The organism is Rothia sp. QJM3NY_36 (genome assembly GCF_056173115.1).
In genome coordinates this window covers 132,052-155,786 of record NZ_CM149658.1, presented here as the reverse complement: position 1 = coordinate 155,786, position 23,735 = coordinate 132,052, and the positions used below count along the sequence as shown (strand labels likewise).

The window sequence follows — 23,735 nt, the reverse complement described above, 5'->3', positions numbered from 1 at the left end:
GATGACCTCCGCCATCGCCGCCGAATTCCCGCATACGGTCTATCGGGGCCACGGGCCCAGCGGGTCCGCCGAGCCCCTGCCCACCCCGGTCCGCCTGTACTCCGCTCTGGTCCATGCCGCCTACACCGGCGCCACCGCCGTGCCGGATCCGAAGGACCCCCGCCGGCTGCGCCCGTCCGAGGACGCCCTGCGCGCCCTGGCCTGGGTGGAAGCCAACCCTCCGGACTGCCTGGAGGTCCCCGAGGTCCTGCCGGTCTCCACGGCGGATCGCGCGGCCTACCGGGACGAGGGGTGGCTGGAGAAGGAGGCGGCCTCCAAGAGCATCCGCAACAAGAAGTCGAAGAAGCCTCTCTCCGACGGCTTCACCCTCGGGGACCGCATCGCCTGGGGGTGGCAGAGCACGGACATCCCCGAGGATGTGGCCCTGGCCCTGGATGCGCTGTGCGCCGATATCGGCCACCTCGGGGAGACGGACAGCCCGGCCTTCCTCGGGGTGGTGGGCGATCTGGAGCCGACGCACCTGCTCACCCCCGCTCCCACCCCGCAGGACCTCCGCCTGGGGACGGTCCTTCCGGTGGCTGCCGAGGGGCGGCGGCACATCCTGGACGCCTGGCATGACTCCCTGAATCCCACGGGAAAGAAGGCCCTCAAACCGGAGAAGTCCGCCTGGACCGCTCCGCCCCCGCCGCCATCCGCACCGAGGGACGGGGTCCGCCGAGCGCTGTACTCGCCGGTGGACCGGGAGGTCGTGGATGCCCCGTGGGAGATCGTGCTGCTCCTCCAGGTGACGGGGCTGAATCCGGATCTTTCCCCCGCGCACCGGGTCCGACTGGCGACGGCGGCTCACCGCAGTCTCGTCCGCCTCGCGGGGCAGGGGGAGATCAGTCCGCTGCTCACCGGCGTGGGCGGTGCCGGGCGGGCGCTGGCGAACGGTCTGGCGATCCACCTGCTCGACGAGGAGCAGAGCCGCCGCACCGCAGCCGGGGTCCGTGCCAGCCATCTGGCGATCATGGTGCCGCACGGCGCTACGGGCGAGGACATCGACCAGGTGCTCTCCGCCGCGGGCAGGCTGCGCAGGATCTACGACCGGGACGCCGGGGCGCTGAGCATCGTGGAAGGGTCCGAGCGGATCCTGGACGGCGCCTCCTTCTGGGCCGAGCCGGCGGATGGAACCGTCCGCCGGTGGAAGACCCAGAGCCCGGCCGTCGCGGAGCGGCGGACCAAGCGCCTGGGGTCCCTGTCCGACCTGGACGTCACGGTGCTGTGGAGCCTGGGCAACGTCTTCCGGGACCTGCGCCGCGAGGACCTGATCGAGGACCGGACCCCGGCGGAGCGGCTCCTCGCCACCGCTGCCGCGATGAGTGACGACGAGGACACCGCCTCCCTGAGCACCCGGCACCACGTCACCACCGCCCCGTATCGCCTGGTGCACCGCACCAACGGTCGGATGCCCATCCGCCCCTATGACGCCGAGCTGCACGCTCCCGGTCTGCTCTCGCAGAGCGGCGTCGTCGCCCTCGGGCAGAGCAGACACCTCGGCGGAGGCCTGCTCCTGCCGGAGGATATTCCATCCACTGAAGGAGGAGGACGATGAGCCTCACCATCGAGCGCTTCGACGAGTTCTTCGCGGCCCTGCACGGGCAGGACCGCGTACCTTACCGCTGGCAGCGCGAGCTCCTGGAGCGGCTGCTGTCCACCGGGCGCTGGCCCCAGCAGCTGGACATCCCGACCGGCGGCGGCAAGAGCACCGCCATCGAGATCCACGTCTTCGCCAACGCCGTCGCCCAGCAGCGTACGGAGGAGGGTCGGGAAGATGCCCCTCGTGTTCCGCGGCGGCTGAGCATGATCGTGGCCCGGCGGGCCGTCGTGGATGACCACCTGACCAGAGCCTCCACCCTCATGGAGGCGCTCGATCACGCTCAGGGCGGCATCCTCGCCGAGGTCCGCGACCTCCTGGTGCGCCGCGGGTACCCCACCGACATCCGCGACGAGGAGAAGAGGGCGCTGCGGGTCCACCTGCTGCGCGGCGGGTCAGCCGCCGTCACCGGTGACGGCTCCCTGGGCAGGCGCCGCGACGAGTGGATCCACCATCCGGCGGCCGTGCAGATCCTGTGCGGCACCCCGGACATGATCGGATCGCGTCTGCTCCACCGCGGCTACGGCGTCACCTCCCGGGCCCAACCGAGGTCCGCCGGCCTGCTCGGGTACGACCACGTGGCCGTGCTGGACGAGGCGCATCTGAGCCGGCAGCTGCTGGACACGTTCCGGAGGGTCAGCCGCATGTGCGGGCGCTGGAATCCGGCCACCGCCGAGGTTCCCGCTCTGCAGGTCTGCGCCGCGACCGCCACCCACGTTCCAGCTGACCAGGGCCCGGGCGGGCGGGAGGACGCGGTACAGGAGCGCATCAGTCTGGACTGGGATCAGCTGGAGGAGCCCCTGGCCAGGATCCTCACTCAGCCCAAACCCGTGGAGTACCTGGGGCTGGAGGGCTGGAACAGCGGAACGAAGAAGGCGCTGGCTGACCACGCCTCCCTTGTCCTGGAGCAGGTGGAAGCGCTGCGCGCAGAATCCTCCGGGACCATCGGCGTCGTGGTCAATCGGGTCAAGACGGCGGTGGAGATCCAGGAGCTGGCCCACCGCAGCGGGCTGCGCACCAGGCTGCTCGTCGGCCCCCAGCGCGTCGGCGAACCCCGTGACCTGCGCTTGGAGGAGGCGGATCTGGTGGTCGCCACGCAGACCATCGAGGTCGGCGTGGACGTGGACTTCGCGGGGATGGTCACGGATCTGGCTCCCGCCTCCGCGCTCATCCAGCGTGCGGGCCGGGTGAACCGTCGAGGTGAGCGCGCGCAGGGGCGCGTCATCGTGATCGGGCCGGAGGGCTCCGGGGCGGTTCCTCCGCCCGAGGCGCTGCCTTATGAGGGAGATGACCTGCGTCAGGCTCGGGAATGGATCCGGGGGCTGTCTCAGGATCCCGCGGGGATCAGCCCCCGGGCGCTGCGGGATCGGGCCATCCTCGCTACGGCCCCGGACCGCCCGGTGCTCTCCCATCTGGGTGATGCGGACGCCCGCCTGCTCAGCCGCACCAGCGAACACCTCTTCGCGGAACCGGATCTGACCTTCTGGCTGCGGGACAGCCTGGACAGCGATGAGCAGGAGGTGCGGGTGATCGGTCGGACGCTCCCCAGACTCGACCAGAACCTGGATCCGGGGCTGCAGGGCGAAGTCGTCGACGCCGCATATCAGCTGCTGCATCAGCTGGAGTATGAGGATCAGGAGATCTACCCCAGCACCCCCGCCCGGGTTCGAGCGGTGCTCACCAGGAAGGGCATGGACCCGGTGCATCAGGCCTGGGTCCAGCGGGACGGCGAATGGACGCTGCTCCGACCCGGCAGCAGTGAGGGTCTGCCTCACGCGGTGGCCGCAAGCGGCTTCCCGCTGCGCGGCGGGGATCTGGTGGTGCTGGATGCCGCATTCCCCTGCACACTGGGGATCTCCGCCGATGAGGCCGCCGGGGCCCAGGGTCCGGGGACCGTCCTCCTGCCTGAAGGAGATCGTCCTATCGGGGATCACAGCCACCCCGAGGCCTTGGGGGTCTGGACCTTCCTGCACCAGATTCCCGCGGTTCCCGCGGATCAGGAGACGGAGGAAACCCGCATCTGCCGTGCCGCAGGTGAGGCGGAGCCGGACGAGGACGGGCGGATCGCCGTCGAAGACCTCCCTCTCCGGGAGGGCCTCCCGGAGGGTGCCTACGACGTGCTCCTCGGCCCCGTCATCGAAGCCACCGAAGGGGAACCGGCCTGGGTGACCTGCACGATCCGGCGGGAAGCCGTCCAGGATGAGCGTCTGGCGCTGTCGGAGGGCGGGCAGGACCCAGAGCCGGTGCTGCTGGAGGACCATCAGGAGGATGTGGCGGTTCGCGCGAAGGCGCTGGGTGAGCTCCTCGCCCTGCCGCCGTTCGTTCGAGATGCCCTGCGCGAAGCCGGCCTGAAGCACGACGCCGGCAAGAAGACGTCGGCATTCCAGACGCGGCTGTTCCTTGGCGGCAACCATCGGGGAGAGGGTCTCAGCGCACAGGAACGCGGAGACTTCCGAAAGAAGCAGCGAAAGATGAGCTACGCGAAATCCGAGGGTCTGCTGCCGCTGTCCCGCACCCAGGCGGATCCCGTTCCGAAGGGCTGGCGCCACGAGATGGTCTCCGCCGCGATGTTCTGGGCGGACCAGACGGTGGGGAACCCCGCCGTCCTGCCGGAGACCGCCGGCCAGACGGAGCTGACGGCCTGGCTGATCGGCACCCATCATGGCTTGGGTCGGTGCGGTTTCCCCGTCGGGGTAGCCCAGCTGCTGGGCGTTCTCTCCGCCGAGGAGAGGCAGGACGGCGTCGAGGAGGCGGTGCGGCTGCTCTACGGCGTCGGCCTCTGGGAGGACCTGGCCGCTCTCATGGAGCGGACCTTCGGGCCCTGGGGCGCGAGCTACCTGGAAGCGCTGCTGCGAGCGGCGGACGTCACGATCTCCCAGGAGGGACGATGACACGGATCACCATCACCGGAGACCACCAGACCCTGCTGACCCACGCGGCGCTGTGGGGGACGGCGATGATCCTTACCGAGGACCTCGGACCGTCCCGTGTGCGTGCGGGATGGCTGGATGAGGATGGGTCGGCTGCGCTGCTCAATCCTCAGGCCGTCATCGAGGCGGACGGGGTCTCCGAGATCGAGATCGGCCGGATCATCCAGGGGCTGGCGCTGCGGGTCTCAGCCAGCGAGCACTGGGCGTCTCAGGTGGCCTGGCGCGACGCCAAGGAGCACACCGTGAGCCTGCTGACCCCTCGCACGGGTCTGCCGAAGTTCAAGGACCTCTCCGGTGAGGCTCCCGGATGGTGGCAGCAGCTGGAGGATCGTCGCGCGTCGATCATGGCGGAGCTCACACCCCTGGAGCAGGAGCTGGTGCGCGGTCTGGGTGAGCGCTCCTGGTGGCTGTCCGAGCCCTCCGGGCTCCGCCCTGATCTGGGGGCCTCACCCTGGGAGATGAAGACGCGCAACCGCGGCGAGGAGTTTCTGAAGAATCGCTTCCTGCCCCTGGCGGCCGAGGTCGCGACGTGGGATCCGGAGAAGATCATCGCCGGGCTGACGGGCGAGTCCCGGGACGACGCCGTCGGGGGGAATAAGGCCGAGTCCCGGACGGCGACGGGCTTCGCCCCTCCCGGGCCGTGTGACAACGCGCTGGCGTGGTGCGCCCTGTGGGGGATGGCCATGCAGCCGCCGTTGCATCGGACCCAGCTGAGCAATCCCCACGGCAGGGGTCTGGTACGCCCCCGCCCCTCGTCCTTCGCGGGTCGGGTGACCGGGGCACAGAGCGCGGACGGGAAGGAGCGGCTGCTCACGGTGATGCCCGGGCAGCTGATCTCTCCGATGCGGTGGGCGAGACTCCAGCGCAGCGCGCCCCTGGTGCGATTCCCGGCGAGGAAGGATGTGGATCCGGCGGTGGCGGAGACGGCCCAGGCCCGTCTCGCTGAAGAGGGGGCGGCGGCCGTCGTGCTCTTCGAGGTGTCCCGATCGGACAACCCCAGTGCCCCCGAGCGCCGGGCGGAGACCGGGGTGGTGACGATCCTATGACCGTCGAATCCCTGGAGGAGGATGACTCGATCCCCATCGGCTGGGTGGCTCATCATCAGTTCTGTCCGCGGCGGGCGTGGTTGGAAGCCAGTGGGGAGCGCATCCGCCAGTCCTCGCAGATCGAGCAGGGGCATTTCGAGCATCGACGCGCCCACGATCCGAGTGCCAGCGATCAGGGGACGGCGCGAGGCATCGATGTCCGCTCCCCCTCTCTGGGGATCCATGGGCGCATCGACGTGGCTGAGGGCGACCCTGAGACCGGGGTGGTGCTGGTGGAGTACAAGGCCACCCCGGTGCGGCGCATCCCCGAGGTCACCGTGGCCAACCGCATCCAGCTGACACTCCAGCGGAAGGCCCTGGAGGAGGCCGGTGTTGCGGTGCTCGATCAGGCGGTGTACTTCACCGGACACAAGCGGCGGGTCTTCGTAGAGCTGGATGATGCGGATGAGGCCGCGGCCCGGCAGGCTGTGGCGGCCACCCGCGCCACCGTCTCGTCTTCCACGGCTCCTGAACCCTTGGAGGATGATCCCCGGTGCCGCAGCTGCTCTCACGCATCGATCTGCCTTCCGGAGGAGCGGACCTTCCGGGAGATCCAGCGGAGGATCCTGGTCCCTGACCCGGAAGGAGCGGTGCTTCATGCCGCGACCTATGGGTCCAGAGTCTCGCTCTCCTCGGGGCGGGTGCTGGTGAAGAAGTGGGATGAGCAGCTGGCGTCGGTGCCGATTGAGAAGGTCCAGGCGATGGTGGTTCACGGAAATGTGGATCTGTCCGGTGCGATGATCCGCGAGTGCCTGTGGCGGAACCTGCCCATCGTCTGGTGCACAGGCTCCGGCAGGGTGGTCGGGTGGTCCCAGACGGCCCGCACGGCGAACGGCTTGGCGCGGGTGGAGCAGCATGTGGCCAGCGCTCGCGGGGACCTGGCGCTGGCGGCGCAGTTCATCACGGCCAAGATCGCCAATCAGGCGACGATCGCGCGTCGTTACGGTGCCCCGGAGACCGCCGTGAAGCGGCTCCGGGCTCTGCAGCGAGAAGCGCTTTCGGCGATCTCGCTGACCGCGCTGATGGGTGTCGAGGGTCAGGCCGCGGCGGTGTATTTCGAGCAGGTTCCGCTGTTCCTCGGCGGCTTCGAGAACCAGCCGTGGTTGGGGAGGTTCACCGGCCGGGTGGGGCGCGGCGCGGTGGATCCGGTGAATGTGGCGCTGAACTATGCCTACGGCATGCTCACTGCGGAAGCCATCCGCGCCGTGGCCGCCTGTGGCCTGGATCCCCATGCGGGTTTTCTCCACAGCAGCGGCCGCAACAAGCCTGCTTTGGCACTGGATCTGATGGAGGAGTTCCGGGCGCCGGTGGCGGACTCGGCGGTGTTCCGAGCTTTCAACAACGGGGAGCTGCGGGAGGAGTCCTTCGACGTCAGTCTGGGGTCAGCCCGGCTGACAGATCAGGGACGCAAGGCCATCATCCGGGCGGTGGAGCAGCGAATCACCGCGCAGTTCCGACATCCGCTGTTCGGCTATTCGGTGACGTGGCGGCGAGCACTGGAGATCCAGGCCCGGCTCGTTCTCGGGGTGATCGACGGCACCCAGCAGACGTACCGCGGGGTGGTCACCCGATGAGCCGGGATGACGTCCGCCGGTATCTCGTCACCTATGACGTGGCTCAGGACCGGCGCCGGACTCGGCTGGCGAAGGAGTTGGAGCACTATGGGGACAGGATCCAGTACAGCGTGTTCCTCTTCGACGTCTCACCGGCGGCGATGCTGCGATTGAAGACGGAGATCCTGGATCTGGTGGATGTGGGTGAGGATTCTGTGCTGATCTGCGATCTGGGGCTGAAGTCCGAGGTCTCCGACAAGAACTTCCAGTACCTGGGAGTGGAGCGTCCGATCACGGACGACTCCGTGATGATCTTCTGACGGCCCTGGTGCGTACTCGAGGAACCGCGAGCGCTCCGGCGGTAGCGGATCCTCGGCGAGCCGTCGCGCCACTGCTTTCCCCGGTATTCCGCGGCGGAGCGCCCCATCCCGGGGTGACACGGCCGGCTTCCGCTAGGCTGTGGAGCGAGCGCTCGCATGACCCTCGGTTTCCCATAGTCAGACCGCGTCAATTTCGGTCAGGCTCGCCTCCCCTTCGTGGGGAGGCCTTCGTTGAGGGATGGCCGAGCTGAACCGCATCATCGGAAGGATCGACCTCGCCTCCCCTTCGTGGGGAGGCCTTCGTTGAGGGACTCCTGACTTGCACCCTCGGTGCGTTCGCCCCCGGTCTCGCCTCCCCTTCGTGGGGAGGCCTTCGTTGAGGGGCAGTCGGCCCGCTTGGTGGACAGCCCTGGGCACCTCGCCTCCCCTTCGTGGGGAGGCCTTCGTTGAGGGCCCTGGGCTGATCTGCCGGATGCCGTCAACCCTACCTCGCCTCCCCTTCGTGGGGAGGCCTTCGTTGAGGGTTGATCGCCTCGACCTTTTTGGGGTCGATCCACGCTCGCCTCCCCTTCGTGGGGAGGCCTTCGTTGAGGGGGGGCCGTCGTGGGTGAGCTCCTGACGTTCCCCGGCCTCGCCTCCCCTTCGTGGGGAGGCCTTCGTTGAGGGCGGTCCAGGTCCTCCTCCGAGTCAGCGGTGATCGAGACTCGCCTCCCCTTCGTGGGGAGGCCTTCGTTGAGGGCGGATGTGCTCGCGCACCGCCGCCGTGCGCTGAGCTCGCCTCCCCTTCGTGGGGAGGCCTTCGTTGAGGGACCCGCAGGCAGGACCCTAAGATGTACCGGTCCGGCTCGCCTCCCCTTCGTGGGGAGGCCTTCGTTGAGGGCGGCACATCACCGGCGACGCGACTCCCAAGGTCAACCTCGCCTCCCCTTCGTGGGGAGGCCTTCGTTGAGGGGGGAATGGCCCCTGTCGTCGCCACCTCTCAGCCGGGGCTCGCCTCCCCTTCGTGGGGAGGCCTTCGTTGAGGGCGTCCTCACCGAGGACGACGTACCCAACGACTGGGACTCGCCTCCCCTTCGTGGGGAGGCCTTCGTTGAGGGACGGTGAGACTGACGGGACCGTGACGACGGTGGACCTCGCCTCCCCTTCGTGGGGAGGCCTTCGTTGAGGGCACGGCGACCAGTGGCAGGAAAAGGTCAGGTCCGGCCTCGCCTCCCCTTCGTGGGGAGGCCTTCGTTGAGGGCGAAGTCCCATCGGGACTTGCCTTTACCCAGGCTCCTCGCCTCCCCTTCGTGGGGAGGCCTTCGTTGAGGGGCGGCGACCGCTGTCACCGTCTCGCGCAAGCTGTCCCTCGCCTCCCCTTCGTGGGGAGGCCTTCGTTGAGGGGCGCACCGGCGCGACCTGCTCACCGTGCAATCCCTCTCGCCTCCCCTTCGTGGGGAGGCCTTCGTTGAGGGAGGCGACGCATGGCGTCATCCCAGAGGATCGTCCGCCCTCGCCTCCCCTTCGTGGGGAGGCCTTCGTTGAGGGGACATGACCGTACCCGCCCGGAAATCGACCAACATCTCGCCTCCCCTTCGTGGGGAGGCCTTCGTTGAGGGTCTCTGCTCCGTGAGGTGGACAGTGACGAGATTGCCGCTCTCGCCTCCCCTTCGTGGGGAGGCCTTCGTTGAGGGCGCAGGATCCACAGCAGACCCGGCAGCGGCCGACCGAGCTCGCCTCCCCTTCGTGGGGAGGCCTTCGTTGAGGGATCCCGCCCCAGATGGGGTCCAGCCCGAGCAGGGCGCTCGCCTCCCCTTCGTGGGGAGGCCTTCGTTGAGGGAGCGAACGATAACGGGGCGTCCCCGCATAGGGTTGCTCGCCTCCCCTTCGTGGGGAGGCCTTCGTTGAGGGCGCCGCCCCCCTGCACCCCCGCGCCAGGGAGGCCCCTCTCGCCTCCCCTTCGTGGGGAGGCCTTCGTTGAGGGCGGCCAGCGACGGGTTGGAGGTGATGGACACGTTCGCTCGCCTCCCCTTCGTGGGGAGGCCTTCGTTGAGGGGCCTTCCGCCCAAGTCATCGCCGCCGAGCGGCTGGTCTCGCCTCCCCTTCGTGGGGAGGCCTTCGTTGAGGGGGATGCGACCCTGACGGAGATCAGGGCGCACGTCACCCTCGCCTCCCCTTCGTGGGGAGGCCTTCGTTGAGGGCTCGCGGAGCGGGCGCAGGCCGGGGCGACCACGGCTCGCCTCCCCTTCGTGGGGAGGCCTTCGTTGAGGGCCAAAAACGCCGCGTAGACCTCTCCTCTCGAAGGCCCCCCTCGCCTCCCCTTCGTGGGGAGGCCTTCGTTGAGGGAAGCCCGGCCCGGTGGAGCTCACCGCGGACGAGGTCTCGCCTCCCCTTCGTGGGGAGGCCTTCGTTGAGGGCTCACCGACAAGACCTTCGTCCCCTCGGATGACCCGCCTCGCCTCCCCTTCGTGGGGAGGCCTTCGTTGAGGGGCTGCTTCATCACGCCGCCACCTTCCGATGTCCCTCGCCTCCCCTTCGTGGGGAGGCCTTCGTTGAGGGCCGCGATGACCTTGACCTCGGGCTTGCGCTCCTTGAGCTCGCCTCCCCTTCGTGGGGAGGCCTTCGTTGAGGGTCCGACGATCCGTTCGCCTCCACGGTAATCCGCGCCCTCACCTCGCCTCCCCTTCGTGGGGAGGCCTTCGTTGAGGGATCGGCGCATGGATCCACGCGCACTTCGACACGGTCCTCGCCTCCCCTTCGTGGGGAGGCCTTCGTTGAGGGCCGGAGGTGCCGGGCGAGGAGTGGGACCGCCGGCACCTCGCTTCCCCTTCGTGGGGAGGCCTTCGTTGAGGGATCAACCTCATGCGTGGGCGCGCTGGCGAGCTGGCTCGCCTCCCCTTCGTGGGGAGGCCTTCGTTGAGGGACGTAGTCGGGGCGGGTCCGCTGGTGGTCGATGAACTCGCCTCCCCTTCGTGGGGAGGCCTTCGTTGAGGGCAGTCGGTCGCCCGGTCTGTGGGTCGGATGTTCAACTCGCCTCCCCTTCGTGGGGAGGCCTTCGTTGAGGGGCGCCGGATAAACAGCGCGGCGGCGTTTACGGCACGCTCGCCTCCCCTTCGTGGGGAGGCCTTCGTTGAGGGACGATCGCCGAGAAGCAGGCCCAGTCCGGGGAGATCTCGCCTCCCCTTCGTGGGGAGGCCTTCGTTGAGGGCAGCTTTCGGTGCGATTCTCGGTCTGCTCGTTGGCTCGCCTCCCCTTCGTGGGGAGGCCTTCGTTGAGGGGGCGACCCGGGCCGGGACGGCGGAGCGTTCCTGTGCTCGCCTCCCCTTCGTGGGGAGGCCTTCGTTGAGGGTGAAGTGCTTGAGTGGCGTTCCGCGCTTGATACGGTCCTCGCCTCCCCTTCGTGGGGAGGCCTTCGTTGAGGGCGGACGCGCGGCCCTTCTCCGCCGAGAGGCCGATGCTCGCCTCCCCTTCGTGGGGAGGCCTTCGTTGAGGGGCGGGTGGCTGTGGATCAGTGCTGCGACATGTGGTGCTCGCCTCCCCTTCGTGGGGAGGCCTTCGTTGAGGGCCAAGCTCGACCTGCTTGCGGGCGTAGTCCGCGGGCTCGCCTCCCCTTCGTGGGGAGGCCTTCGTTGAGGGATGTGGCTAGTTTGGACCAGAACTAGCCACATGTCCTCGCCTCCCCTTCGTGGGGAGGCCTTCGTTGAGGGCCCTCGCTACCGCCGTAGTTCACCTGGTAGGTGCCCCTCGCCTCCCCTTCGTGGGGAGGCCTTCGTTGAGGGATCACCCAGACCTCCGGCATGTCCCTCCGCGCCATCTCGCCTCCCCTTCGTGGGGAGGCCTTCGTTGAGGGCGGGAGCACCCTGTGGGCGTGCTGGGGCGGCTGCTCTCGCCTCCCCTTCGTGGGGAGGCCTTCGTTGAGGGGACCCCGACGCACGGCACGACCCGATGATCACGGCCCTGCTCGCCTCCCCTTCGTGGGGAGGCCTTCGTTGAGGGATGACCCGGGTGGGCGCCTACTACCAGGCCCAGAACTCGCCTCCCCTTCGTGGGGAGGCCTTCGTTGAGGGTGCGCCGCAACCGGCACGGTCTGGAGCTCTGGGCCCTCGCCTCCCCTTCGTGGGGAGGCCTTCGTTGAGGGGAGAGAGAAGCCCCACCATGACACCACCAGCACCATCTCGCCTCCCCTTCGTGGGGAGGCCTTCGTTGAGGGGACGTGGACGGTGTGGTGCAGATGCCGGAGCGCGGCTCGCCTCCCCTTCGTGGGGAGGCCTTCGTTGAGGGGCGGCGTGAAGGCCGCTGTGGGGCGCTGCGGGCCCACTCGCCTCCCCTTCGTGGGGAGGCCTTCGTTGAGGGTTCCGGGACACGTCCCATCCGGCGGCGAATCCCTGCTCGCCTCCCCTTCGTGGGGAGGCCTTCGTTGAGGGAACCCGCCGACCCGAGCAGGGGACGGAACGAGGAAACTCGCCTCCCCTTCGTGGGGAGGCCTTCGTTGAGGGATCACGGTCCTGCGCGCCCACATCGAGGGCCGCCTCTCGCCTCCCCTTCGTGGGGAGGCCTTCGTTGAGGGGCGCACACCGTGGCACCTATCCGCATCGCCGTGGGCTCGCCTCCCCTTCGTGGGGAGGCCTTCGTTGAGGGGATGAGGATGGTCACCGGCACCAGGGCCGGGCCGTCGCTCGCCTCCCCTTCGTGGGGAGGCCTTCGTTGAGGGAGCGGGAAGAAGGGGACGAATGAGCCCGGGATCATCCTCGCCTCCCCTTCGTGGGGAGGCCTTCGTTGAGGGTGCGTGGCGCTGTTCCAGATGCTCACCGGAGGTGCCTCGCCTCCCCTTCGTGGGGAGGCCTTCGTTGAGGGAGCGCTGGTCTCAGTGCTGAGTCCCTGAGCGAAAACCTCGCCTCCCCCTCGTGGGGAGGCCTTCGTTGAGGGCCGCCAGTCCAAGCCCGTCGACAAGTTGCCGCTGACTCGCCTCCCCTTCGTGGGGAGGCCTTCGTTGAGGGTCGCCGGGCTCGAGGGTCTGGGCGGTGGTGCGGACCTCGCCTCCCCTTCGTGGGGAGGCCTTCGTTGAGGGGCGCTCACGATGGCGGAACTCGGCAGCACCCTGGACCTCGCCTCCCCTTCGTGGGGAGGCCTTCGTTGAGGGACCACCTCGGCCGGCGAGGAGTTGCGGTGGGATGGCTCGCCTCCCCTTCGTGGGGAGGCCTTCGTTGAGGGCCCCTGAGATCTGGTCCGCGTGCCTGCCGTGCCTGGCTCGCCTCCCCTTCGTGGGGATGCCTTCGTTGAGGAAATGTCGACGCCGAGGTGCAGGTAGCACACGCGACCCACGCTCCCCTTTAGGGGGAGGCCTTCGCCCGCTCCAACAGCCGGACGCACCTCAGGCATCGTCGACGTCCGCCACAGTAGAATCGAAGCCACAACGACGTGCGCCACCGAGCAAGGAGCGATCAGCGATGGTCCGCCTCAGCGACCTCATCTCCGTCCCAGCGATCCAGTTGGAGGTCGATGCCGAGGACTGGCGCAGCGCCATCCAGCACGCCGGAGCGCTCTTGGCCGACGTCGGCGTCGCCGGGCCGTCCTACACCCAGGCCATGGTCGACGTCGTCGAGGAGAACGGGCCGTACATCGTCATCACGCCTGGCTTCGCCCTGGCTCATGCCCGACCGGACGCCTCGGTGACCGCCACCGGCCTGTCCTTCGTCCGCCTGGCCGCACCCGTGCGCTTCGGTCACGCCTCCAACGACCCCGTCACCATCGTGATGGCGCTGGCCGCACAGGACCCTGGCGCCCATCAGCAGGCTCTCGCCTCCCTCGCTCAGGTCCTGGGTGATACGCAGAAGAGAGCCGCCCTGGACGACGCCGCCACCCCGGAGGAGGTTCTCGAGGTCTTCGCCTCAGCCCCCACACGAGCTCCCAGCACCGGAGCACCGCGGCAGCACAGCGCACAGCAGAGGCCGACGCCGGATGACCCCGCCGCATCCGGCGACACCATCCCCTCCAAGAACCTGCTGCTCACGGTCTGCGGCAACGGCCTGGGCACCAGTCTCTTCCTCAAGAACACCACCGAGCAGGTCCTGGACCGCTGGGGCTGGTCCCCGTACCTCTCCGTCGAAGCCACCGACACCATCTCCGCCAAGGGCCGAGCCAAGGAAGCCGACTTCCTCCTCACCTCCGGGGCCATCGCCCAGACGCTGGGGGATGTCGGCGTGCCCGTCGAGGTGATCGAGAACTTCTCCTCCCAGGAAGAGGTCGACGCCGCCCTGCGCCGCCGCTACGCCATCTGAGGTCCCCCGGCACATCCGTACCACCCGCCAACCGGAGCACACCCCATGAACGTCCTCATCGCGATCAGCCAGTTCATCGTCAATGAGATCCTCAGCGTCCCCGCCTATCTGATCGGCATCATCACGGCAGTCGGCCTCATCGCGCTGCGGAAGAGCGCCGGCCAGGTAGTCGGAGGCGCCATCAAAGCGGTGCTCGGATTCCTCCTCATCAGCGCCGGAGCCACCCTCGTCACCGCCTCCCTGGACCCACTCGGGACCATGATCCAGGGGGCCCTGGGCGCCCAGGGAGTGGTCCCCACCAATGAGGCCATCGCGGGGATTGCTCAGCAGGAATACGGCGCCCAGGTGTCCTGGCTGATGATCCTCGGGTTCTTCGTGGCCATCCTCCTCGCCCGATTCACGCCCCTGCGCTACGTGTTCCTCACCGGACACCACCTGCTGTTCATGGCCACGCTCATCACCATCGTGATGGCCTCCGCCGGGATGCCCGGGACGCTCGTCGTCTGCCTGGGCGCGGTGCTGCTGGGCATCCTGATGGTCGCTCTGCCCGCTCTCGCGCAGCCCTGGACCCGCAAAGTCACCGGTGACGACTCCATCGCCATCGGGCACTTCGGCACCGCCGGATACATCGCCTCCGGAGCCGTGGGGCGCCTCGTGGACCCCCGTGGCAAGAGCCGCTCCACCGAGGACATCAAGGTCCCGGAAGGGCTGCGGTTCCTCCGCGATTCCATGGTCGCCACCGCGCTGTCCATGGTGGTCATGTACGTGATCGTCGCCGTCATCTACCTCGTCCGAGCCGGATCTGAGACCGCGTTCCAGGCCTTCGACGGCGGAGCGACCGACGTCGGTAATTACATGATGCTCTCGGTGACCCAGGGGCTGCAGTTCGGCATCGCCGTGGCCGTCATCCTCTTCGGGGTGCGCACCATCCTCGGTGAGCTGGTACCGGCCTTCCAGGGGATCGCCGCCAAGATCGTCCCCGGCGCCATCCCCGCCCTGGACGCCCCCATCGTGTTCCCGTACGCGCAGAACGCGGTGCTCATCGGATTCCTCTCCAGCTTCGCCGGAGGCCTGATCGGGCTGCTGCTGCTCGGCACCGTCTTCGGCCCGATGTTCGGCCTCGCCCTGATTCTGCCCGGGCTGGTCCCCCACTTCTTCACCGGCGGTGCCGCCGGCGTCTACGGCAACGCCACGGGCGGACGACGCGGCGCCGTCGCCGGGGCCTTCGTCAACGGCCTGCTCCTGACCTTCCTGCCGGCGCTGCTGCTCAAGGTCCTGGGGTCCTTCGGCTCCGCCAACACGACGTTCGGAGACACCGACTTCGGGTGGTTCGGCATCCTCATCGGCTACGGAGCGAAGCCCGGGGTGGTCCTCGGATCGATCATCCTCATCATCATCGGTCTGGTGCTGCTCGGCGCCGCCATCCTCGTGCAGAAGCGGCTCGTGGACCGCCCCTGGGACCCGGCACCGGCCCGCGCCTCGGCACCCGGCGGAGACACCGCCGAGATCACCGGGGATACGGCGGAGACCGGCGCACCGACCGCCCGGCCTGAAACCGACGCCGCAGATCGCTACCCCCGCATCGCCCCGCCGGCCGGCGCCCCGACACCGCCGTCGGCCTGAGCATCTCTGAACGCAGGAGACCCTTACGAATCACGGCGTTCTCCAAGGGAAGGGAGCGCGGACCTCTCTGTTCATGTACAAGCGCGTGCGCGTCTCAGAGGACCGCTAGCAGGGGGAGGAGCGGGGCCTAGGAAACGAGCGACACTGCACCCAGATGCAGGATATCCCTCAACGAAGGGCCCCGCTCCACCCATACAGCCTAGAGCAGGTCATCACCCAACCCAGGAAGGGGAGGCTGGATTCCATACTTCCCCGGATTGCCCTTCCGCATCCGTCTCACTGACTCCTCCGAGATCCCGTGCAGAAGCGCGGCTGCGACGTTGGTTGCCTTGTCCGAACGGAACAGCGGTCCGAATAGCATGCAAAATTCCACGCAACGTCCTCGCGTCGCCGAGTCGATCCGCCTCGCCATGAGCTTTCCTCCATCTTCGACCGCGAGCCGGCCCGGTGCCGGGCTCCCTGTGGGACACACACTACGGCCTCCAATCCGGTAGTTCAAGACCCTGTACCCAGATAAATGATATGTACTTCCAAGTGCGCTCCCCCGCGCCCCGACCCCCGAAACACCAGCCCGCTACCATCACCCCCATGCCGCACATCACCCCCGCCAACGACACCACCTCCACCACCGACACAACCCACCCCTCCCCAGCCTTCCTGCCCGCCGCCGAGACCATCGGCCCCGAGCTGCGGGCCTTCCGCCGGGAGCTGCACCGCCAGCCGGAGCTGGGCACCCACCTGCCGTGGACGCAGCAGCGGGTGCTGGAGAAGCTGGAGGTCCTGCCCCTGGAGATCACCACGGGCCGATCCCTCACCTCCGTCACCGCGGTGCTGCGCGGGCAGGGTCGGCCCGCCGCCGCATCCGCTGACACCACCACCCGCCCCGCCGTCCTGCTGCGCGGGGACATGGACGGGCTGCCGGTCCTCGAGGAATCCGGGGAGGAGTTCGCCGCCGCCACCGGCACCATGCACGCCTGCGGGCACGACCTGCACACCGCCGGGCTGGTCGGGGCCGCACGGATCCTCAGCGCCCACCGGGACACGCTGGCCGGCGACGTCGTGTTCATGTTCCAGCCGGGCGAGGAGAACCCGGGCGGCGCGCTGCCCATGATCGAGGAGGGAGTGCTCGACGCCGCGGGCCCGCGCGTCGTCGCCGCCTACGGCTTCCACGTGCACCCCGGTCGGCGGGGCACCTTCCAGTACCGACCGGGCACCTACATGGCCGCGGCCAACATCCTGGGCATCACCGTGCACGGGGCCGGCGGGCACGGCTCGCAACCGCACAACGCGCGCAACCCCGTGCCGGCCGCCGTCGAGATCGCCGCCGCCCTGCCGGCGAAGATCCAGCAGACCTTCCCGGCCACGGAGCCGGTGGTCGCGACCATCACGCAGCTGCGCGCGGGCAGTGCCGCGGAGAACGTGATCGGGGATGAGGCCTTCATCGGCGGGTCCGTGCGCACCATGGATCGGGCGGGCACGCAGCGGTTCGGGAGCATGGTGGAGGAGCTGGCGCAGGGCATCGCCGCGGCCCACGGCTGCACGGTCACGGTGGACTTCTCCGAGCTGTACCCGGCCACCATCTGCGACCCCGCCGAGGCCGCCTTCGCCGCGCAGAGCCTGCGGGGCCTGCTCGGGCAGGACGCCGTGACGCAGCGGGAGCACTCCCGGATGGGGTCCGAGGACTTCTCCTACGTCCTGGAGCGGGTGCCGGGCGCGTTCCTGCACGTCGGCGCTTCCTACCCGGACGAGGACCCGGCGGCCTCGCCCACCAACCACTCCGCGCGGGTGCGGTTCGACGACGTCGTCCTGCCCGTCATGGCCGCGGGCCTGGCCCAGCTCGCCCACGACCGCCTGGCCGGGTGCGCCGGTGCGCCGGTGCGCTGAGCCCAGCCGCCGGTTTTGGGAGGGGTTTCGGCCTTTGGGAGTGTCCTCGAGGCTCCCACACACCGAAACCGCTCCCACACTGCGCCAGGCCCGCCGGTGCGCCGAGCGAGCCGGTTTTGGGAGGGGTATCGGTGTTCGGGAGCGTCCTCGAGGCTCCCACACACCGAAACCACTCCCACAACGCCCCGCCACGCCACGCCACGCCCCGGCGCCGCCGTCTCACCCCACCGCGGCCAGCACCAGGAAGACGACGCCGGCCGCGGCCAGCAGGATCGCCACGGCCGGGCGGATGTCCTGGCGAGCCGCCCACGCGGAGCCGGTGCGCACGGCCCGGGCGGCGCGGGGGAACGCGCCCCACGCCCAGGCGGCCAGCAGGTACGGCCCGACCACCCCGAGAAGGAACACCAGGTACAGGAGCACCTCGACCCACAGGTGATGGTGCCCGGCCCCGCGGATGGCCCGCCCGGCCACGTACATGGTGGCGGGGCCACTGAAGCCGATGAACGTGTTGGCCAGCCCGATCAGCACCATCCGGGAGGGTCGGGCGTCCCCCGGGGACGGCGGGCGGTGGGGCTTCAGGGGTCGGCGGGAGCGGTGCCACTGCCAGGCGGCCAGCAGCAGGAACACCAGGCCCGCGGCGAGGTCCACGCCGCGGCGCACCAACAGCTCTCGGGTGCGGTCCTCCAGCAGCCGGGCCAGCACATCCGGATCCACGGCGCGGAACGCGAACATCAGGATCGTCGCCCCCAGAACGATGCCGAGGGTCAGCCACCGGATCAGTCGGGCGGGCCGGTTCTCGGTGGTCAGCAGGTGCAGCACGACGGCGTACATGCTGGGGCTGAACCCCATGACCAGTCCCAGCCCCACCAGGGACGCTCCGGCGGCGACCATCGCCCCTCACCCCGCTCTCCTCGACGTCGCGCACCATCATGGCAGACGGGGGCGGGCACCGGGGTCAGCTCTTCGACGCCGAGCCCGGGTCCGCCTGATGCGGCACCGTCTCCGGCGCGCCGGTCAGCATGGTCAGCAGCAGCACGGCTGAGATCTCCCCGTCACGGGGGTTCGACGCGTCGTCGTCCGGGCGGTCCACACGATGCGTGACGTGTGCGGGCAGGTGCACCACCGTGCCGGGGTCCAACCGCTCGGTGCGTCCGCCCCAGGTGAAGTCCAGGGTGCCGCGCAGGCACTGCACCGTGATCGGGTGCGCGGCCCGGTGCTCGGGCAGACTCTGCCCCGGGGCGAAGGCGAACAGGATCAGATTCGCCCCGGCTCCCTGCAGCACGCGGGCCACTGCAGGGCGAGGACGGCCGGGGTCCGGAACGGGGGCGGCGTCGAGCAGGTGGACAGCGGTTCCGGAGCTCATCTGCGCCTCCTCGAGCTCAGCCCGACCCTGCGCAGAAGCTCGGCGTGGCTGTTGCGCACCGGGGCCGCGTCCTGGAATGCCCGTTCGAGCCATGACCCCTCCCAGATATTCGGTATCTTCTATACCGATTCTAGGTCAGCCGCAGCCCCCGGAAGGCACCGATCGCCGGGGATCAGCCCAGGACCCACCCACCCTGACCCCATTCCGGAGCGCACTCCGGAAGGACTATCGTGGGCGGCGAGGGGCGCGAGGATGCGCTCCCGGACCGATTCGAGGATCGAGGCACACCATGAGCGGCTTCACGCACGTCACCGTCATCGGCTCAGGGGTTCTGGGCTCCCAGATCGCCTTCCAGGCGGCGTTCTTCGGGAAGGAGGTGATGGTCTATGACATCTCCGAGGAGATCCTCGCCGAGCTCCCCACCCGGTGGGATCGGCTGGCCGGATTCTACGTTCGGGACATGGAGGCCACCGAGGACCAGCTGGAGCAGACCCGCTCCCGGCTGCACCACAGCGCCGATCTCGCGCAGGCGCTGGCCGAGGCCGACGTCGTCATCGAGGCCGTGCCGGAGAACCTGGAGCTGAAGAGGAAGGTGTGGGCGCAGATCGGGGCAGCGGCCCCGGAGCAGGCGGTGCTGTGCACCAACTCCTCGACCCTGCTGCCCAGCGACATCGCCGCGGCCACGGGACACCCGGAGCGGTTCCTTGCCCTGCACTTCGCCAACGAGGTGTGGAAGAACAACACCGGCGAGGTGATGGGCCACGCGGGCACGGACCCCCAGGCGGTGCAGCAGGTGCTGGAGTTCGCGGGACAGATCGGGCTGGTGCCCATCCACGTGGAGAAGGAACAGCCCGGCTACGTGCTGAACACGCTGCTGGTGCCGTTCCTCAACGCCGCCACGCACCTGTGGGTCCAGGACATCGCGGAGCCCGAGGAGATCGACAAGACCTGGCGCACCGCCACCGGCTCCCCGCTGGGCCCGTTCCAGATCCTCGACGTCGTCGGGATGGAGACGGTCTACCAGATCAACCTCAACGCCGGGACCGAGGAGTCGAAGAAGGTGGCTCAGCGGATCAAGACCGAGTTCATCGACCGCGGCCGCCGCGGCCGGGACGCCGGCGGCGGGTTCTACTCCTACTGACCCGACGCACCCATCTGCCCGGCGGACACGACGACGCCGCCCGGCCCCCTCAGAGGAGGGCCCGGGCGGCGTCGCGCTGGGCGGGCGGAGCCGATCAGGCCGGCTTCATCACGCCGTAGCGCTCGAGCATGTCCCCGACCATGGTCTTATCCAGCTGCTTGCGCAGCCAGCCGGGCACCGGCAGGGGCTTGCCGTCGCGCACGGCGGTCGTGGCGTGGAGCAGGTCCCGCACGTCGTAGACGGAGCCCCACACCTCGGGCACGCCGCGTTCGACGTCGAGCAGCTGGTACACGGCCTCCATCGCGGTGCGCACCGAGTACTCGGTGGTGAAGATCGTGTCCCGCACGGTCTCGGCGAACTGCCCGAGGAACGCGAAGTTGGTGACGTGCTCCGGCACCACCTGGGGACGATCACCCGCGGTGCGCGGCATGAAGAACGCGGTGACGAAGGGCATCGCGCACGGCCGGGTGATGCAGGATTCCTTGGCCAGCTGCGGGATCTGCTCCTCGGGCACGCCCAGGTGGTAGAGCCATTCCTGGCAGATCTCGTCCCCGGTGCACTCGCGCATCGGCTTCTTGATGAAGTCGCCGGGGGTGTCGATGAACAGTCCGTAGAACCAGATGGTCAGCTCGTTGGGCTTCTGCGCGGCGAAGTGCGGCTGGCGGTTGATGGTCCAGGACTGCAGCCAGGCGGAGTCCCGGGCGGTGACGATGCCACCGGTGACCACGCGCCCGGAATGCGGGTCCCGTCGGCAGATCTTCTCGATGTACGGGGTGATCTTGTCATCCAGGGTGGTGATGGTCGCGGATTCCCAGGCCGTCTCGTGCTCGGCGTGGACGTTGGGGGCGTGGATGAACTTGTCCGGGCGCCCGAAGTCCGGGTCCTGCTGGGCGATGTTCTTCCACAGGCTCCAGGCCCCGCCCTCAGGGGTGCTGTAATCCCATTCGGGGGCGGTGTCCTTGGTGCCCCAGGAGGAGTTGTCCACCAGGGAGCCGTTGGTGACGAACACGAGGGTGTCCTCGTCGATGTCGACGCCGCCCTTCTCGCCGCCGCGCAGCCATTCGATGCGCCGGGCGGTCTTCTTCTGCGCGGTGATGTCGAAGACGACGTTGGTCACCCGGGTGTCGAACTGCACCTTCACGCCCTGCTCCTGCAGCCAGGCGATCAGCGGCTTCACCAGGGATTCGTACTGGTTGTACTTGGTGAACTTCAGGGCGGAGAAGTCCGGCAGGCCGCCGATGTGGTGGATGAACCGCTGCACGTACAGCTTCATCTCCAGGGCGGAGTGCCATTCCTCGAAGGCGAACATGGTGCGCCAGTACAGCCAGAAGGTGGAGTCGAAGAAGTCCTGGCCCATGACGTCGTTGATCCTCTTGTCGTAGAGGTCTTCGTCTCGGGACATGAACAGGTCCAGGAGATCCTTCTGGGCCTTGAGGCTGAGGTCGAACTTCCCGTCCGTGCCCCCGTCCTCGCCGCGGTTGCGGGTCGCGCGCATCAGGGAGTAGTTGGGGTCGTCCTTGTTCAGCCAGTAGAACTCATCCAGCACGCTGGCGCCTTCGGTCTCCAGGGAGGGCACCGAGTGGAAGAGGTCCCACAGGCATTCGAAGTGGTTCTCCATCTCGCGCCCGCCGCGGATGAGGAAGCCGTCCCGGTGGGGGTCCTCGACGCCGTCGAGGGCCCCGCCGGCGATGTCGCTGGCCTCGAGGATCGTGATGTTCTCCCCCGGCATCTGCCCGTCGCGGACGAGGAATCCGGCGGCGGCCAGGGAGGCGAGTCCGGCGCCGACGAGGTAGGCGTGCTTGTGCTCCACCCCCTCGGGCTTGCGGGGCCGGGCGAATGCTTCGTAGTTGCCGCTGCTGTAGTACATGGTTCGTCTCCTTCCGGCGAGTCGCTCCATCGGGCCCGCCCTCAATTCGGAGTGTACTCCGCTTTTTCGACGCAGGGGTCGCCCTGAGAGCACGATGACGCCCGTCGGTCTCCCCCATCACCCCGCCCGGTCGGGCCGAGCGCCATCGTCGATGACGAGCCGAGCAACGGCGCGATGCACGGGGTGTCGCACCGTCCGGACTCGCGGGCCTCAGCGCAGCAGCATCTCCACCAGCCGGGTGATCATGGTGCGGAAGCGCTCGGGCAGGCTCAGCACGTCGGAGCGGCCCAGGGAGGCGCGCACCAGCTCGATGCAGATCGAGGAGAACACGGTGTCCGCGGCGAATGCGCAGTAGTCCGCGGGGCGCTGCCCGGCCCGGTCGGCGTCGGCCGCGGCATCCGCGTGACGCAGGATCCGTTCGATCGCGAAGCGCATCCGATCGATCTGCTCCAGGGAGCCCTCGGTCAGGGTGCTGCGGGCGAAGACCACCTCGCGGATGTAGGCGGTGGCCAGCTCCGGGTGCTCCAGGGAGAGGTCCCGCAGCGGGACCATCAGGTCCAGGATCGCCTGCGTGGGGTCGGCCCCCTCCTCGAGGGAGGCCAGGGCGCGGTCGTGCCCGGTGCGCAGCTGGTCGTTGACCACCCGCACCAGCAGATCCGATTTGGAGCCGACGTGCCGGAAGAAGGCCCCGTTGGTGACCCTGGCGGCCTCGGCGATCTGCTGGGTGGTCACGGATTCATAGCCGCGGCTGCGGAACAGCTGGGTCGCGGCCTCCACGATGGCGGCCGTCTTGCGCTGGCGCTGCGCGGCCCGCTTGCCCAGGGCCGGCTCGGGGATCGCCGGCCCGGCGGCGGCATCGGCAGCGGGCTCGACGGCGACGCGAGGGGCGGAGGAGGCGGAGGCGTGGGCGGCGGTGCTCATGGCACCACGGTACCGGGGTCGCCCGAAGGGCGCGGGGGAGAACGTCACGCTCTCCCGGAGCGCACTCCGCTCGGCCTAAGCTGGAAGCGCCCCCATCAGCATCGACGCCGAGAGGAAGCCCGCACGATGACTCCCCCGGAGAGCACCGGCACTCATCCCGCCCGTGATCGGGGAGGGGCCGGCCCATCGGCCGCGGCGCGGGACCCGTGGATTCTGGCTCAGCTGGGCAAGCGCGTCCTGCGCCCCGGAGGATTGGAGACCACCCGCTGGCTGCTGACTCAGCTCGCCGTCGAAGGACGCGACGTCGTGGAGATCCTCCCCGGCCGGGGTCTGGGCACCCGGGCGATCCTGGCGGACGCGCCCGCCGGGTACACCGGGGTGGAGTCCGACGAGGAGACCCAGCAGATGATCGCGGACCTGCTGCCGGAGGGCTCCCGATACCGGGCGGTCATCGGCCGCGCCGAGCGCACCGGCCTGCCCGCCTCATCCGCCGACGTCGTGCTCATCGAGGCGGTGCTGTCCACCCTGGGAGACGAGGAGAAGGCCGCGGTGCTGGCCGAGGCCCACCGGATCCTGCGTCCGGGAGGGGTGTGCGGGGTGCACGAGCTGGCCCTGCGCCCCGGTCAGCTCTCCGCGCTGGAGCAGGAGGGCATCCGCCGCAACCTGACGCGGGAGCTGCGCCTGCCGGCCCGTCCGCTGACCGTGCCGGACTGGGAGGACCTCGCCCAGTCGCAGGGGCTGCGGCCGGAGCAGATGAAGCTGGTGCCGATGTCCATGCTGCAGCCGCGGCGGATGCTGGTGGACGAAGGTGCCGCCGGAGTCCTCCGGATCCTGGGGAACATGGCGCGTCGGCCTCGGGCGGCCCGGCGGGCGCAGCGGATGCACCGGGTGTTCTGGGATCACCGCCGCCACCTCAGCGGCATGGCCCTGGTGCTGCGTCGACCCCGGTGACACGCCGGAGGGACGAGGGACTCACCGACGCTCCCCCGCCGGCGGCCTGGAGCTGGTAGTGTTGACGGTGCACGTGATCCGGCGGTTCGGAGATCACCTTCGCACGGACCGCCCATGATCTTCATGACGACCCTGATGCGGTCTTTTCGCAGTCCCAGGCCGGTGCGCCCGGCCGGACTTCTCGATGAGTTCTCCATCTGACTT

At 69.4% G+C, this 23,735-nt stretch carries 14 protein-coding genes and 1 CRISPR repeat array; of the genes, 10 read left to right on the top strand and 4 right to left on the bottom strand.

The features are described 5' to 3' along the window. Position 1 precedes the first annotated feature (1 nt). The 8 genes from csb2 to AC0VXQ_RS00670 all read left to right on the top strand — a co-directional run bounded on the left by csb2 (position 2) and on the right by AC0VXQ_RS00670 (position 17,288). On the top strand, positions 2 to 1,594 hold the full coding sequence (csb2, locus tag AC0VXQ_RS00705; protein ID WP_279752159.1) for a type I-G CRISPR-associated protein Csb2: 1,593 nt from the start codon (positions 2 to 4) through the stop codon (positions 1,592 to 1,594). Next, complete coding sequence (gene cas3g, locus AC0VXQ_RS00700; protein ID WP_358292178.1) at positions 1,591 to 4,527, top strand: type I-G CRISPR-associated helicase/endonuclease Cas3g; 2,937 nt, start codon at positions 1,591 to 1,593, stop codon at positions 4,525 to 4,527. Before csb2 ends, cas3g begins: the two co-directional genes overlap by 4 nt. After that, entirely contained in the window at positions 4,524 to 5,612 is a 1,089-nt protein-coding gene (locus tag AC0VXQ_RS00695) for a hypothetical protein (RefSeq protein WP_358292180.1), read from the top strand. Before cas3g ends, AC0VXQ_RS00695 begins: the two co-directional genes overlap by 4 nt. Further along, positions 5,609 to 7,225: a CRISPR-associated endonuclease Cas1 gene (gene cas1 / locus AC0VXQ_RS00690; RefSeq protein WP_358292183.1), complete on the top strand. Its 1,617-nt coding sequence runs from the start codon at positions 5,609 to 5,611 to the stop codon at positions 7,223 to 7,225. Before AC0VXQ_RS00695 ends, cas1 begins: the two co-directional genes overlap by 4 nt. After that, positions 7,222 to 7,524, top strand: coding sequence for a CRISPR-associated endonuclease Cas2 (gene cas2, locus AC0VXQ_RS00685; RefSeq protein WP_198489631.1), 303 nt, complete (start codon positions 7,222 to 7,224; stop codon positions 7,522 to 7,524). Before cas1 ends, cas2 begins: the two co-directional genes overlap by 4 nt. Positions 7,525 to 7,726: 202 nt before the next feature. After that, a CRISPR array of direct repeats spans positions 7,727 to 12,786; the repeat unit is 36 nt; unit sequence CTCGCCTCCCCTTCGTGGGGAGGCCTTCGTTGAGGG. Positions 12,787 to 12,950: 164 nt separating this feature from the next. Beyond that, entirely contained in the window at positions 12,951 to 13,781 is an 831-nt protein-coding gene (locus AC0VXQ_RS00680) for a PTS sugar transporter subunit IIAB (RefSeq protein WP_475528753.1), read from the top strand. A 45-nt stretch (positions 13,782 to 13,826) separates the two neighbouring features. After that, complete coding sequence (locus AC0VXQ_RS00675) at positions 13,827 to 15,404, top strand: PTS ascorbate transporter subunit IIC (RefSeq protein WP_279752163.1); 1,578 nt, start codon at positions 13,827 to 13,829, stop codon at positions 15,402 to 15,404. Between the two features lie 588 nt (positions 15,405 to 15,992). Next, a complete protein-coding gene (locus AC0VXQ_RS00670; protein ID WP_475528751.1) occupies positions 15,993 to 17,288 on the top strand; it encodes a M20 metallopeptidase family protein in 1,296 nt (431 codons plus the stop codon). 219 nt (positions 17,289 to 17,507) lie between these two features. Here the strand turns inward: AC0VXQ_RS00670 and AC0VXQ_RS00665 are convergent, their stop codons facing one another. Together AC0VXQ_RS00665 and AC0VXQ_RS00660 are read right to left on the bottom strand one after the other, a co-directional pair. Continuing rightward, positions 17,508 to 18,179 carry a GAP family protein gene (locus AC0VXQ_RS00665; RefSeq protein ID WP_196826329.1) on the bottom strand — a complete coding sequence of 224 codons (672 nt, stop codon included), beginning with the start codon at positions 18,177 to 18,179 and terminating at the stop codon, positions 17,508 to 17,510. Between the two features lie 64 nt (positions 18,180 to 18,243). Next, complete coding sequence (locus tag AC0VXQ_RS00660) at positions 18,244 to 18,651, bottom strand: cupin domain-containing protein (RefSeq protein ID WP_129358104.1); 408 nt, start codon at positions 18,649 to 18,651, stop codon at positions 18,244 to 18,246. Positions 18,652 to 18,940: 289 nt separating this feature from the next. Here AC0VXQ_RS00660 and AC0VXQ_RS00655 point away from each other — a divergent pair, with 289 nt between their 5' ends. After that, positions 18,941 to 19,792, top strand: a complete 852-nt coding sequence (locus tag AC0VXQ_RS00655; protein ID WP_475528748.1) for a 3-hydroxyacyl-CoA dehydrogenase — start codon at positions 18,941 to 18,943, stop codon at positions 19,790 to 19,792. Positions 19,793 to 19,886: 94 nt separating this feature from the next. On the opposite strand, the gene AC0VXQ_RS00650 is transcribed toward AC0VXQ_RS00655, so the two are convergent. Together AC0VXQ_RS00650 and AC0VXQ_RS00645 are read right to left on the bottom strand one after the other, a co-directional pair. Further along, positions 19,887 to 21,659: an oleate hydratase gene (locus AC0VXQ_RS00650; protein WP_475528746.1), complete on the bottom strand. Its 1,773-nt coding sequence runs from the start codon at positions 21,657 to 21,659 to the stop codon at positions 19,887 to 19,889. A gap of 210 nt (positions 21,660 to 21,869) precedes the next feature. After that, entirely contained in the window at positions 21,870 to 22,580 is a 711-nt protein-coding gene (locus tag AC0VXQ_RS00645) for a TetR/AcrR family transcriptional regulator (RefSeq protein WP_061225882.1), read from the bottom strand. Positions 22,581 to 22,706: 126 nt separating this feature from the next. Here AC0VXQ_RS00645 and AC0VXQ_RS00640 point away from each other — a divergent pair, with 126 nt between their 5' ends. Further along, entirely contained in the window at positions 22,707 to 23,531 is an 825-nt protein-coding gene (locus AC0VXQ_RS00640; protein ID WP_224800000.1) for a class I SAM-dependent methyltransferase, read from the top strand. Positions 23,532 to 23,735: the final 204 nt, after the last annotated feature.

Coding starts and splice junctions, on each gene's coding strand:
- csb2 (WP_279752159.1), top strand. CDS start 2: ATGACCTCCGCCATCGCCGCCGAATTCCCGCATACGGTCTATCGGGGC.
- cas3g (WP_358292178.1), top strand. CDS start 1,591: ATGAGCCTCACCATCGAGCGCTTCGACGAGTTCTTCGCGGCCCTGCAC.
- AC0VXQ_RS00695 (WP_358292180.1), top strand. CDS start 4,524: ATGACACGGATCACCATCACCGGAGACCACCAGACCCTGCTGACCCAC.
- cas1 (WP_358292183.1), top strand. CDS start 5,609: ATGACCGTCGAATCCCTGGAGGAGGATGACTCGATCCCCATCGGCTGG.
- cas2 (WP_198489631.1), top strand. CDS start 7,222: ATGAGCCGGGATGACGTCCGCCGGTATCTCGTCACCTATGACGTGGCT.
- AC0VXQ_RS00680 (WP_475528753.1), top strand. CDS start 12,951: ATGGTCCGCCTCAGCGACCTCATCTCCGTCCCAGCGATCCAGTTGGAG.
- AC0VXQ_RS00675 (WP_279752163.1), top strand. CDS start 13,827: ATGAACGTCCTCATCGCGATCAGCCAGTTCATCGTCAATGAGATCCTC.
- AC0VXQ_RS00670 (WP_475528751.1), top strand. CDS start 15,993: ATGCCGCACATCACCCCCGCCAACGACACCACCTCCACCACCGACACA.
- AC0VXQ_RS00665 (WP_196826329.1), bottom strand. CDS start 18,179: ATGGTCGCCGCCGGAGCGTCCCTGGTGGGGCTGGGACTGGTCATGGGG.
- AC0VXQ_RS00660 (WP_129358104.1), bottom strand. CDS start 18,651: ATGAGCTCCGGAACCGCTGTCCACCTGCTCGACGCCGCCCCCGTTCCG.
- AC0VXQ_RS00655 (WP_475528748.1), top strand. CDS start 18,941: ATGAGCGGCTTCACGCACGTCACCGTCATCGGCTCAGGGGTTCTGGGC.
- AC0VXQ_RS00650 (WP_475528746.1), bottom strand. CDS start 21,659: ATGTACTACAGCAGCGGCAACTACGAAGCATTCGCCCGGCCCCGCAAG.
- AC0VXQ_RS00645 (WP_061225882.1), bottom strand. CDS start 22,580: ATGAGCACCGCCGCCCACGCCTCCGCCTCCTCCGCCCCTCGCGTCGCC.
- AC0VXQ_RS00640 (WP_224800000.1), top strand. CDS start 22,707: ATGACTCCCCCGGAGAGCACCGGCACTCATCCCGCCCGTGATCGGGGA.